Source organism: Mycobacterium sp. NGS56 (assembly GCF_059812425.1).
On record NZ_JCALCQ010000003.1, the window covers coordinates 523760 to 536292 of the forward strand.

12 protein-coding genes are annotated in these 12533 nt (G+C 67.1%); 7 read left to right on the forward strand and 5 right to left on the reverse strand.

Annotation, left to right across the window (positions count from 1 at the left end):
• Positions 1 to 6: 6 nt before the first annotated feature.
• Complete coding sequence (locus tag AC5Y4F_RS12610) at positions 7 to 1602, reverse strand: phytoene desaturase family protein (RefSeq protein WP_499996977.1); 1596 nt, start codon at positions 1600 to 1602, stop codon at positions 7 to 9.
• A complete protein-coding gene (locus AC5Y4F_RS12615; protein ID WP_067933890.1) occupies positions 1599 to 2048 on the reverse strand; it encodes an SRPBCC family protein in 450 nt (149 codons plus the stop codon). Before AC5Y4F_RS12615 ends, AC5Y4F_RS12610 begins: the two co-directional genes overlap by 4 nt.
• 141 nt (positions 2049 to 2189) lie before the next feature.
• Between AC5Y4F_RS12615 and AC5Y4F_RS12620 the strand changes: the two genes are divergently transcribed.
• The gene (locus AC5Y4F_RS12620) at positions 2190 to 2531 is read left to right on the forward strand and encodes an aminopeptidase (RefSeq protein ID WP_067933896.1); all 342 of its coding nucleotides are present in this window, start codon (positions 2190 to 2192) and stop codon (positions 2529 to 2531) included.
• 6 nt (positions 2532 to 2537) lie between these two features.
• On the opposite strand, the gene AC5Y4F_RS12625 is transcribed toward AC5Y4F_RS12620, so the two are convergent.
• On the reverse strand, positions 2538 to 4316 hold the full coding sequence (locus AC5Y4F_RS12625; RefSeq protein ID WP_499996979.1) for an SDR family oxidoreductase: 1779 nt from the start codon (positions 4314 to 4316) through the stop codon (positions 2538 to 2540).
• 195 nt (positions 4317 to 4511) lie between these two features.
• Between AC5Y4F_RS12625 and sucB the strand changes: the two genes are divergently transcribed.
• From sucB to AC5Y4F_RS12650, 5 genes are all read left to right on the forward strand, one after another.
• Positions 4512 to 6275, forward strand: coding sequence for a 2-oxoglutarate dehydrogenase, E2 component, dihydrolipoamide succinyltransferase (gene sucB / locus AC5Y4F_RS12630; RefSeq protein WP_499996982.1), 1764 nt, complete (start codon positions 4512 to 4514; stop codon positions 6273 to 6275).
• Between the two features lie 14 nt (positions 6276 to 6289).
• Positions 6290 to 7213 (forward strand): TIGR01777 family oxidoreductase, encoded by a 924-nt coding sequence (locus tag AC5Y4F_RS12635; RefSeq protein WP_067937531.1) that lies wholly within the window; start codon positions 6290 to 6292, stop codon positions 7211 to 7213.
• An 81-nt stretch (positions 7214 to 7294) separates the two neighbouring features.
• Positions 7295 to 7993 carry a lipoyl(octanoyl) transferase LipB gene (gene lipB, locus AC5Y4F_RS12640; RefSeq protein WP_067937533.1) on the forward strand — a complete coding sequence of 233 codons (699 nt, stop codon included), beginning with the start codon at positions 7295 to 7297 and terminating at the stop codon, positions 7991 to 7993.
• Positions 7990 to 8913: a lipoyl synthase gene (lipA, locus tag AC5Y4F_RS12645; protein ID WP_067937535.1), complete on the forward strand. Its 924-nt coding sequence runs from the start codon at positions 7990 to 7992 to the stop codon at positions 8911 to 8913. Before lipB ends, lipA begins: the two co-directional genes overlap by 4 nt.
• A 58-nt stretch (positions 8914 to 8971) precedes the next feature.
• Positions 8972 to 9724 (forward strand): DUF4191 domain-containing protein, encoded by a 753-nt coding sequence (locus AC5Y4F_RS12650; protein WP_499996986.1) that lies wholly within the window; start codon positions 8972 to 8974, stop codon positions 9722 to 9724.
• Positions 9725 to 9843: 119 nt separating this feature from the next.
• On the opposite strand, the gene AC5Y4F_RS12655 is transcribed toward AC5Y4F_RS12650, so the two are convergent.
• Complete coding sequence (locus AC5Y4F_RS12655) at positions 9844 to 10266, reverse strand: RDD family protein (RefSeq protein ID WP_067937539.1); 423 nt, start codon at positions 10264 to 10266, stop codon at positions 9844 to 9846.
• A gap of 244 nt (positions 10267 to 10510) precedes the next feature.
• Between AC5Y4F_RS12655 and glnA the strand changes: the two genes are divergently transcribed.
• Positions 10511 to 11947: a type I glutamate--ammonia ligase gene (gene glnA / locus AC5Y4F_RS12660; RefSeq protein WP_067937541.1), complete on the forward strand. Its 1437-nt coding sequence runs from the start codon at positions 10511 to 10513 to the stop codon at positions 11945 to 11947.
• 328 nt (positions 11948 to 12275) lie between these two features.
• On the opposite strand, the gene AC5Y4F_RS12665 is transcribed toward glnA, so the two are convergent.
• A complete protein-coding gene (locus AC5Y4F_RS12665; RefSeq protein ID WP_499996987.1) occupies positions 12276 to 12533 on the reverse strand; it encodes an ANTAR domain-containing protein in 258 nt (85 codons plus the stop codon).

A 12533-nucleotide genomic window follows, 5' to 3' on the forward strand; every position in this document is an offset into this window, starting at 1 on the left:
AAAGGGCTAGCCGGTCAGCCGTTTGATCACGGCCGGGCCCAATTTGCGGCGTGGCCAGCCGGTCGCGCCATCGCCGGCCAGTGCCGCATTCGCCGCGTTACGCCCGCACGCTCCGTGTACCGAGCCACCTGGTGTGGCCGACGCGCTGCCCAAATACAGCCGCTCGACCGGTGTTTCGGCCCGACCCATGCCGGGTGCGGGGCGAAAGACCAGCATCTGTTGCAACTGCGCGGTACCGCCATTGAGCGCCCCGAGATGCAAGTTGGCGTCGCTGGCCTCGAGATCCGACGGCCGCTGCACGAACCGGTCGATCACCGCCGAACCGAATCCCGGTGCGTGCTCTTCGATGACCCGGTCCACCGCGGCGGCCAGCCGGTCCGCGGAAGCGTCGTCAAAAACATTTCGCGGCAAATGCGTGTAGGCCCAGACGCTTTCGGTGCCGGTCGGTGATCTGCTGGGATCCGCAATGGTGGTCTGGCCCAATAACATGAACGGATGCTCGGGTATGACGCGGGTGTTCAAGTCGGCCATCCAGCGAATAAGCCCATCCCCGTCTGCGCCCAGGTGGACGGTGCCCACCGACCGCAGGTTTTGGGCCCGCCACGGAATCGGTGTTGCCAGCGCATAGTTGACTTTCACCACCGGCGGATCCCATTCGTAGTGTTGGAGGTCGCGAAGGAGCGCTGGCGGGACCGCGTCCCGGGGTAGCATGTCGCAGAACAATCGCGGGGCCGTCACGTCGGCCACCACCGCGCGGCGGGCAGTCACCGACCGTCCCTGCGCGGTGGTCACGCCGACTGCCCGGCCGCCCCGTACCTGGATGCGAGAAACGTTCTGATCGCATTCGATTCGCGCCCCGGCCGAGCAGGCGCGCTTCACCAGCGCCGCGGTGAGTTGGCCCGACCCGCCGACCGGCACCGGCCAGCCGCGATCCTGTGCCAGCATCGTCATCAGGAAGCCCATGGCGCCGCTGATGGGTGCGTCCGGCGGGACATCGGCGTGCATCGCATTGCCTAACAGCAACACTCGCGGTGCCTCACCGTCAAACAATTGACCAGCCATGGCATTGGCCGGCTGCACCAGCAGACGCGCGACCCGAACCGCTTCCGGCGTGCCGAGTTTGCGCAGCAGCCCGAGCAGCGGACGCACCGGCGGAAAGGGCGCCAGCATGGCGTCGAGCAGTGGGGTCTTGATCTTGTTCCACAGCTCCACCAGCCGCCACCAGTTCTCGCCGTCAGCGGGTACTCGCCGCGCGAATTCCGCTGCCGTCTGGGCGGGATCGTGATACACCAGCGGTGGGTCATCGTCGGAGGCGTTGCGCGGGTGACCGACCACGGTCGGCGCATGCGACCATCGCAACCCGTGATCCTCCAACCGCAGCGCCGTCATCGCCGGAGACGCCACGGTCATCGGATAGTAGGAACTGAACAGGTCGGTGATGTAGCCCGGCGTCAGCTCCGCGCTGCGTACGGCTCCACCCGGTTCGGGCTGGGCTTCCAGTACCAGAACGTCCCAGCCGGCGTCGGCGAGCATCGACGCCGCCACCAGTCCGTGATGTCCCGCCCCGATCACGACGGCATCGGCGGTGTCGGCCACGGTCACTTTACCTGGCTCGGCTCCAAGCGTTCCGACAAAGCCGCCAGCCGCCACAGGCACTCCATGTTGCGCGGATAGGCCGCCGCCAGCGCAACCGAATCAGGAACGACCCCCATTGGCCCTTCGGCGGGCACTTCGATCATCTCGATCCGGCAGCCCTCGGGAATCTCGTGTAGCAGCATGGTGATTCGCGCGGCACCCAGCGGACCCAGCCGGGCAAGCAGCACCAGCTTGTGCGGCGGTTCGCTTTCTTCCACGATGGTCGCGTCGTTGATGACCAGCGGCCAAATCCCGATCGAGTGCTTGATCGAGGAGCCCGGCTCGGGCCAGTTCGGATCGACGGCCCGCATGCGGCTATTGCCCACCACCCACTGGGTGTAGGTCCAGCCCTGTGCTAGCACCTCCCACACCCGCTCACACGACCGGGGCACCTCGCGCGTTGCAGTGATCACGTCAAAACCCTCCATCTCTTTCGGCTAGGCGGCGGATACCCGACAATCGAGGTGTTATTCGGCCTCGACCTCGGGTTTACCGGCGCTGGACTGCGGTTAATCTCCCTAGCGGTCGAATCCTGGACGACGAAAGGCGAAACCATGACGATGCGACGGTTGGTCATCGGTGTGGGAGCCGTGCTGCTATTGGCCGGAGTCATCGGACTGTTGGTGCCGGTGTCGGTTTCCGACAGCAACGGCCATTCGGTCGGATGCGGAAACGCCGTGGCGACGGACCTTTCTGCGGCCAGAAGCGCCAACAACAGCAGTGGGGCAAATATCCCCATCCTGAATCAGATCGTCCCGCACACCGACTATGTAGCGCAGTGTCAGTCGTCGGTGAGCGGCCGGCGCGCGTGGGCGATACCGCTGGCCGTGCTCGGGGTCATCGCGATCGGCGCGACGTTGCTGACTGGACGTCGCGGTGCGTCGCCCGGCGTTTAGCCCGCCTCAGATAACCCGCAACCGTGCGGCGTTACGCAGCCCCTGCGGCGCCAGGCGCGAAAGACCGTACAGCGCATAGGCTTCCGGTGCCACCGGGCGAATCGGCTTCTTCTTCTTGACCGAAGACAGGATCGCGTTGGCAACCTTGTCCGGGCCGTAGTGGCGCAGCGCGAACATCTTGCCCAGTTGCCCGCGGCGGTCGTCGACGACGTTGGATTGCTTTCCCACGGGCGCATCGAATCGGGTGGTGTTGATGATGTTGGTGTCGATCACGCCGGGGCAGATCGTGGTCAGGCCCACGCCGGCGGCGTCGAGTTCGGCGCGTAGGCAGTCCGAGAACATGTAGGTCGCCGCCTTGGACGTGCAGTAGGCGTTCAACGACTGCAGCGGGGCGTAGGCCGCCATCGACGACACGTTGACGATATATCCGCCGGTGCCGCGTTCCACCATCCGTTGGGCGAACGACCGGCAGCCGTTGACCACGCCACCGAGGTTGACGTCGAGCACCCGGTCGAACTGCTCGGCCGGGGTATCCAGGAATCCGCCCGCGTGACCGATGCCGGCGTTGTTGACGACGATGTCCGGCACGCCGTGTTCGCTGCTGACCCGCTCGGCAAACGACTCCACCGCCGCCGCATCAGACACATCGAGAACGTAGGCGTGCGCGACGCCACCGCGGGTGGCGATCTCGGCAGCCGTGGCCTTGACGGCGGCTTCGTCGATATCGCTGATCACCAGCTCGGCGCCTTCACGGGCGAACGCAAACGCGGTCGCGCGGCCGATTCCGCTGCCGGCTCCGGTGACCGATACCAGGGTGTCGCCGAACGACCCGCGGGGGCGCCCCACTTGCGCGCGCAGCAATGCACGGCTGGGTTGCTTGCCCTCGGCCTGATCGGCGAACTCGCGCACCGCGGCCGCCATCACCTGCGGATGCGACATCGGCGAGAAGTGACCGGCTTGGATGTCGCGGCGCCACAGCCGCGGCACGAAGCGCGGTGTGTGGTCGTAGCCGTAGGGCCGCACGTACTTGTCTTTGGTGTTGACGATGAGCTGCACCGGTACATCGATGACCGCGACGCCCTGCTTGCGACCGGAGAACGATCGAAAGTAGTTGGCGGGATAGGTCTTCACCGACTGCGCGGCATCCCTGGCCAGCTTCTCGGAGTGGTGGATCTGCTCGACGGGGATGTTGTCGACCGCGTTGCGGCGCAGCGCCGGAACCGCCAGGGTGAGCCGGAGGAACAACGGCGCGAGCACTGGGATCGAGAAGAAGATCATGTAGGTCAGCCGCAGCGCCTGGCTGATCGCCCGGGCAAAGGTGCGCGGCTTCCAGGGTGTCCGCAGGCCGCTGAAGATGTAGTCGACCAGCTGGTCTTGAGCGGGGCCGGACACCGAGGTGAACGTGGCAACCCGGTCATCGGCGCCGGGACGCTTCAGGTAGTGCCACACCCCCACCGAGCCCCAGTCGTGGGCCAGCACGTGCACGGGCCGGCCCGGGCTCAGCTCGCCGGTCACCGCCGCGAAGTCGTCGGCGAAGCGGTCCATGGTGTAGGCCGACACCGGCTTGGGCACCGACGACATGCCGACGCCGCGGTTGTCGTAGCGGATGATCCGGAACCGCTCGGCCAGCAGCGGGACGACCCCGTCCCACAGCACATGCGAGTCGGGGAAGCCGTGCACGAGCACGACCGTGGGGCCCTCGGGGTTGCCCTCTTCGTAGACCGCGATGCGGGCGCCGTCGGCGCTGTCGACGAAATGTTGAGGTACGTGTTGTGATGGCGGCATTGGGCCCTCCCCGCTCTGGCTGTGGTGGCCACACCGTAGCAAGCGTGATCGGGGTCACCCGCCCAGCGCGGGTATCCGCCCTGGATGTGTGCCGACAAGGGCGCAGTGACAGGATAGTTTTGGATTGCTACTTCGCCTTCCCACGCGAGCTGATCGACCCACCCCGACCCACGAGCGATCGAGGAGTCAGAAAAGATGGCCTTCTCCGTCCAGATGCCGGCACTCGGTGAAAGCGTCACCGAGGGGACGGTCACCCGCTGGCTCAAGCAGGAAGGCGATACGGTCGAGCTCGACGAGCCCCTCGTCGAGGTGTCCACCGACAAAGTCGACACCGAAATCCCGTCGCCGGCTGCCGGTGTCCTGACCAAGATCGTCGCCCAGGAGGACGACACCGTCGAGGTGGGCGGCGAGCTGGCCGTGATCGGCGACGCCTCCGAGGGTGGCGCGGCGGGTGGCGACTCGCAGCCGGCCGCGCCGGCGCCGAGCCAGCCGGAGCCGCAGGCGCAGGCCGAGCCGCCGTCCCAGCCCGAGCCGCAGGCCGCACGCGCCCAGCAAGGCTCCGATGGCGGCGCCGCGACCCCGGTGTTGATGCCCGAGCTTGGCGAGTCGGTGACCGAGGGCACCGTGACCCGATGGCTCAAGAAGGTCGGTGATTTGGTCCAGGTCGACGACGCACTGGTGGAAGTGTCCACCGACAAGGTCGACACCGAAATCCCGTCACCGGTGGCCGGTGTGCTGATCAGCATCACCGCCGAGGAAGACGCAACCGTGCCGGTAGGTGGCGAGCTGGCGCGCATCGGCGCAGGTTCCGACGCCGCGGCGCCCGCGGCACCCGCCGCTCCCCAGCCCCCGCCCCCGTCCGCGCCCAAGCCGCAACCGGCACCCCAGCCGCAGGCGCAGGCGCAGCCCAAGCCCGAACCCACGCCGACCCCCGCCCCGCAGCCCAAGCCGACGCCGGAGCCGAAAGCTCAACCGGCGCAACCGCAACCGGTAAGCTCGGGGACCGACGGCACTCCGTACGTGACGCCGCTGGTGCGAAAACTGGCCGCAGAAAACAACATCGACCTGAACTCGGTGACGGGCACCGGGGTGGGCGGTCGCATCCGCAAGCAAGACGTGCTGGCCGCCGCCGAACAGAAGCAACAGGCCGCCCAGGCGCCCGCGGCCGCGCCGGCCCCCGCTGCCGCGGCCCCCAGGGCGGCGGCGGCGCCAACCCCGGCTCCGGCGCTGGCGCACCTGCGGGGCACCACCCAGAAGGCCAGCCGGATCCGTCAGATCACCGCGAACAAAACCCGCGAATCACTACAGGCGACAGCCCAACTCACCCAAACCCACGAGGTCGACATGACCAGGCTGGTCGGGTTGCGGGCCAGGGCCAAGGCGGCTTTTGCCGAGCGCGAGGGGGTGAACCTGACCTTCCTGCCGTTCATCGCCCGGGCGGTGATCGACGCGCTGAAGATCCACCCCAACGTCAACGCGAGCTACAACGAGGACACCAAGGAGATCACTTACTACGACGCCGAGCACCTCGGCTTCGCGGTCGACACCGAACAGGGGCTGCTGTCGCCCGTCGTACACAACGCGGGTGACCTGTCTCTGGCCGGGCTGGCCAGGGCGATCGCCGACATCGCCGCGCGCGCCCGGTCGGGCGACCTCAAGCCCGACGAGCTGTCCGGGGGCACCTTCACCATCACCAACATCGGTAGCCAGGGGGCGCTGTTCGACACCCCGATCCTGGTTCCGCCGCAGGCCGCCATGCTGGGCACCGGCGCCATCGTGAAGCGGCCGCGCGTCGTGGTCGACGAGGCCGGCAACGAATCGATCGGCGTCCGCTCGATCTGCTACCTGCCGTTGACCTATGACCACCGGCTGATCGACGGCGCAGACGCGGGTCGCTTCCTGACCACCATCAAGCATCGACTGGAAGAGGGAGCCTTCGAGGCCGACCTCGGTCTGTAGAAGGACAAGCGAACGTGGCTCGCGCTGGTCAGAACGCCGTCATCGCGATTGCGGGTTCGTCCGGCCTCATCGGTTCCGCGCTCACCGCGGCCCTGCGCGCCGCCGATCACCGGGTACTGCGCATCGTGCGCCGCACCCCGGCGAATGCCGATGAGCTGCACTGGAATCCCGAGACGGGCGACCTCGACCCCGACACGCTTTCAGACGTCGACGCCGTGGTCAACCTGTGTGGGGTCAACATCGGCAGGCGGCGTTGGTCGGGCGCATTCAAGCAGAGTCTGCGAGACAGCCGAATCACCCCCACCGAAGTCTTGGCGCATGCCGTCGCCGACGCCGGTGTGGCGACCATGGTCAACGCCAGCGCAGTGGGCTTCTACGGCGATACCAAGGACCGCGTGGTGGATGAAAACGACCGTGCGGGAACCGGTTTCCTCGCGCAGCTGTGCGAAGACTGGGAAGCCGCCACCCTGCCCGCCCAGTACGGCGGCGCCCGGGTGGTGCTGGCCCGCACCGGGCTGGTGTTCTCCCCCGCCGGTGGCGCCCTGGCCCGGTTGCGGCCGCTGTTCCGCACCGGCCTCGGTGCAAGACTGGGCAGCGGGCGCCAGTACATGTCGTGGATCACGCTCGAAGACGAAGTGCGTGCGCTGTTGTACGCAATTTTCGAGCCCGAGCTGACCGGCCCGGTCAACATGACCGGGCCCGCTCCGGTCACCAATGCCGAGTTCACCACCGCATTCGGGCGCGCGGTCAACCGTCCAACCCCGTTGATGGTGCCCGGATTTGTGATCCGGGCGGCGCTGGGCGAGTTCGCCGAGGAGGGCCTGCTGATGGGGCAACGCGCCATCCCGTCGGCACTGGAGCGTGCCGGATTCACTTTCCACCACAACACCATTGGCGAGGCGCTCACCTACGCCACCGCCCGCCGCGACCACGACTAGTGGCGCTCGCCACGCGACGGCACAGGCCGCCCCGCCGCCCGCGGCGCGCCTCGCCGGCCCGGGCCGAGTACCGTCGCGAAGGTGATCGAATCCATCCGATCCAGCCAGGCCTTGATCGACGTCCGCCGGCTGGGCACCGTCGACTACCGCGTGGCCTGGCAGCAGCAACGCGATCTGGCCGACGCGCGGGTGGCCGGCGGTAGCGACACGCTGCTACTGCTGGAGCACCCCGCGGTCTATACGGCGGGGCGGCGCACCGAGCCGCACGAACGGCCCGTGGACGGCACGCCAGTCGTCGACACCGATCGTGGCGGCAAGATCACCTGGCACGGTCCCGGCCAGCTGGTCGGTTATCCGATCATCGGGCTGGCCGAACCGCTCGACGTGGTCAACTACGTGCGCCGCCTGGAAGAGGCGCTCATCAAGGTCTGCGCCGACTTAGGCGTGGGTGCGGTCCGGGTGCGGGGCCGGTCCGGGGTGTGGGTCCCGGGCGACGGGGGGCGGCCCGACCGCAAGGTGGCCGCCATCGGCGTCCGGGTGTCGCGGGCGACCACCCTGCACGGATTCGCCCTCAACTGCGACTGCGACCTAACCGCTTTCAGCGCCATCGTGCCGTGCGGCATCAGCGGCGCCGGAGTGACGTCACTGTCGGCCGAGCTGCGCCGACCGGTGTCGGTCGAGGATGTGCAGACGGCGGTTGGCGACGCCGTCTGCGACGCCTTGGACGGAGTGCTGCCGGTCCGTGACCACCCCGCAGCGCGCGTAGCATCAGCGATGTGACTGTCGCACCGGAAGGACGCAAGCTCTTGCGCCTGGAAGTGCGCAACGCCCAGACTCCGATCGAGCGCAAACCGCCGTGGATCAGGGTGCGGGCCCGGATGGGTCCGCAGTACACCCAGCTCAAGAGCCTGGTCCGGCGCGAAGGTCTGCATACGGTGTGCGAGGAGGCCGGCTGCCCCAACATCTTCGAATGCTGGGAGGACCGCGAGGCCACCTTCCTGATCGGCGGTGATCAGTGCACCCGCCGCTGCGACTTCTGCCAGATCGACACCGGGAAGCCCGCCGAACTGGATCGCGACGAGCCCCGGCGGGTCGCCGACAGCGTGCGCACGATGGGCCTGCGCTACGCCACCGTCACCGGGGTGGCCCGTGACGACCTGCCCGACGGCGGAGCCTGGCTGTACGCCGAGACCGTGCGTGCCATCAAGGAATTGAATCCGTCGACCGGCGTCGAGCTGTTGATCCCCGACTTCAACGGCGATCCCACCCGGCTCGCCGAGGTGTTCGACTCACGCCCGGAGGTGTTGGCGCACAACGTCGAAACCGTGCCGCGCATCTTCAAACGGATCCGGCCCGCCTTCACCTACCAGCGCAGCCTCGACGTGCTGACCGCGGCGCGCGACTTCGGTTTGGTCACCAAGAGCAACCTCATCCTCGGCATGGGCGAGACGCCGCACGAGGTGCGCACCGCGCTCGCCGACCTGAACGATGCCGGCTGCGACATCGTCACCATCACCCAGTACTTGCGCCCGTCGGTGCGTCACCACCCCGTCGAACGCTGGGTGAGGCCGGAAGAATTCGTCGAGTTCGCGCGGCACGCCGAGGAGTTGGGCTTCGCCGGGGTGCTGGCCGGACCGCTGGTGCGCTCGTCGTATCGGGCGGGACGGCTTTATGAGCAGGCCGCCCGCAGCCGATCCTGACCTCGCCCGCGAAACGGTAGTGGCTTCGTCCGGTCGCGGCCCTACGTATTCTTTGACTATGGCTAAATCCCGCAGTGCCGCTGAGAACAAGGCCGCGCGAGCGCAGGCGCAGGCCGCCCGCAAGGCCGCCGCGCGGGAGCGCCGCACCCAGTTGTGGCAGGCGTTCAAAATTCAGCGCCAAGAGGACAAGCGGCTCCTGCCGTACATGATCGGCGCCTTCGTGCTGATCGTCGGCATCGCGGTAGGGGTCGGTATCTGGGCCGGCGGGCTGACGATGATCACCCTGATCCCGCTCGGCGTGGTGCTCGGCGGCCTGGTCGCCTTCATCGTGTTCGGCCGCCGCGCCCAGAAGTCGGTCTACCGCAAAGCCGAAGGCCAAACCGGGGCCGCCGCCTGGGTGTTGGACAACCTGCGCGGCAAGTGGCGGGTGACCCCAGGGGTGGCCGCGACTGGCCACTTCGACGCCGTTCACCGGGTGATAGGCCGGCCCGGCGTCATCCTGGTCGGCGAGGGAGCGGCGACCCGGGTGCGACCGCTGCTGGCGCAGGAGAAGAAGCGCACCGCCCGGCTCATCGGTGACGTGCCGATCTACGACATCATCGTCGGCAACGGCAAGGACGAGGTATCGCTGGCCAAGCTGGAGCGCCACCTCACCCGGTTGCCGGCCAATATCACCGTCAAGCAGATGGACACGCTGGAGTCGCGGTTGACCGCGCTGGGGTCGCGGGCCGGCGCCGCCGTCATGCCCAAGGGGCCACTGCCCAATGCGGGCAAGATGCGCGGCGTGCAGCGCACGGTGCGCCGCAAGTAGGTGGCGCCTTAAGTCACCGCCGATCGCAAGCGCGGCGAAGCCGGGCGCAGCGGGTCGGCGGCATGATCACCGCCGATCGCAAGCGCGGCGAAGCCGGGCGCAGCGGGTCGGCGGCATGATCACCGCCGCACGACGGCCGTCGCGGTCAGCCGGTCCTGCATTCCGCGGCCGTCCCAGTCGGTGAACAACGCCGGGACGACCGTGCCGACGAGCACGCCACGCACCACCGCACGGCCCAGGCCAACCGGCCCGCGGCCGTCCACAGTCACAACCTGCAGGCGTAACACCAGCTGGCCGGGCGTGAACCCGAACAATCGCAGGAAGACCACGCCCAGCACGAACCAGATCACCAAGACCGCTGTGGCCAGCGCCGGTTGGGAGAACAGGCCGAAGCGCATCGCCAGCGCGGCCAGACCGTACGAAATCAGCCAGTCGATCATCAACGCGCCCAACCGGCGTCCCATCGGCGCCAAGGAGCCCGGGCCGCTCTGCGGGAATCCCAGCTTTTCACCGGGAAAAGCGGATCGCGATTCCGCCATCATCGGCGCGGACCGGAGTCCGAATAACCGGCGGGAACGGCCGGGTACGGAGGGCGGGCGGTGCGCCTGGCCACCGGAAAAGATACGATCTTGCGATCCATGGCCCCACAATAGAACCCGCCGCCGACGCGGCCACTTTTAGCGTGTGGCATGGTCACGTAACGTGCGCGCAACATCGGGTTGACTGACGGGCAACATCTGCTCCATAGCGTCAGGCCGCGGATCTCACCAAGTAAAGGAGCATTCTGTGACGGAAACGACGCCCGACGACGTCTTCAAACTCGCAAAGGACGAAAACGTCGAATTTGTCGACGTCCGGTTCTGTGACCTGCCCGGCATCATGCAGCACTTCACGATCCCGATTTCGTTCTTTGACGAGAGCGTTTTTGAGGATGGCCTAGCCTTCGACGGCTCGTCGATTCGCGGATTCCAGTCCATTCACGAATCCGACATGCTGCTCCTGCCCGACCCCGCGACCGCGCAGATCGACTTGTTCCGCGAAGCCAAGACGCTGAACCTGAACTTCTTCGTGCATGACCCATTCACCCTCGAGCCGTACTCGCGCGACCCGCGCAACATCGCCCGTAAGGCCGAGAACTACCTGATCAGCACCGGCGTGGCCGACACCGCCTACTTCGGCGCCGAGGCCGAGTTCTACATTTTCGACTCGGTGACCTTCGACTCGCGCACCAACGGCTCGTTCTACGAGATCGACGCGATCGCGGGCTGGTGGAACACCGGCTCGCCGAACGAGCTCGACGGCAGCCCCAACCGCGGCTACAAGGTGCGCCCTAAGGGTGGCTACTTCCCCGTCGCCCCCGTCGACCACTACGTCGACCTGCGCGACAAGATGCTGTCCAACCTGATCACGGCCGGCTTCAGCCTGGAGAAGGGCCACCACGAGGTGGGCACCGGCGGCCAGGCCGAGATCAACTACAAGTTCAACACGCTGCTGCACGCGGCCGACGACATGATGCTCTACAAGTACATCGTCAAGAACACGGCCTGGCAGCACGGCAAGACCGTCACGTTCATGCCCAAGCCGCTGTTCGGCGACAACGGTTCCGGCATGCACACCCACCAGTCGCTGTGGAAGGACGGCAGCCCGCTGATGTATGACGAGACCGGGTATGCCGGCCTGTCGGACACCGCCCGTCACTACATCGGCGGCCTGCTGCACCACGCGCCGTCGCTGTTGGCCTTCACCAACCCGACGGTGAACTCCTACAAGCGCCTGGTGCCCGGTTACGAGGCGCCGATCAACCTGGTCTACAGCCAGCGCAACCGGTCGGCGTGTGTGCGCATCCCGATCACCGGCAACAACCCGAAGGCCAAGCGGCTCGAGTTCCGCTGCCCCGACTCGTCGGGCAACCCGTACCTGGCGTTCTCGGCCATGCTGATGGCCGGCCTGGACGGCATCAAGAACAAGATCGAGCCGCAGGCGCCGGTGGACAAGGACCTCTACGAGCTCCCGCCCGAGGAGGCCGCCAACATCCCGCAGGCTCCCACGCAGCTGTCCGCGGTGATCGACCGGCTGGAAGAAGACCACGAATACCTCACCGAGGGCGGCGTGTTCACGCCGGACCTCATCGAGACGTGGATCAGCTTCAAGCGCGAGAACGAGATCCTGCCGGTCCAAATCCGGCCGCACCCTTACGAGTTCGCGCTGTACTACGACGTGTAAGCAGATGCCATCCGCTTGGCGATCACCGCACCGATCGCCGAGCGGGTGGATTCATGTCCTTGCTCGCGTGCTCGACAATGAAAGTCCTACGCCTTGGCGACTTCTCGAAGAGCCGTGAGGCGCGTCGCCGCGTAGCGTTCATCCAGTAGCGCATCGGCCACTTCTATCGACGGTAGCGGCCCGCCACACTCCCGAGCCGCACGACGCAGCGCCGCAACGGCTCGCAGTTCGGCGTCGATAATCCTGATATCACGCGCCATTTTCGGGGTTTACCCGCCAACGGCAGTGTTAATCGCATTTGTTGGGTCCGGCCAACGGCAATGGCCGTTCAAATAGTGGTGTCGTCTCCGGAAACCAGCCGAAGTGGTGCAACCGGTTCGGGCCGCAAGGCATCCACCGAGTTGTTGTCGTGGATTAATTGCTCGGCGACCACGCACATCTGCGTCCTCGTTTCCCGCGATATATTGCGAAGCACGTTCAAGGCTTGCGCGCCGTCGAGATCGAAGCGGTTCATGATGATGTCCACGGCCCGCTCGATGAGTTCACCAGGCGAGAGCTGACTCGCATTGGAATCGTCGGTAATCAT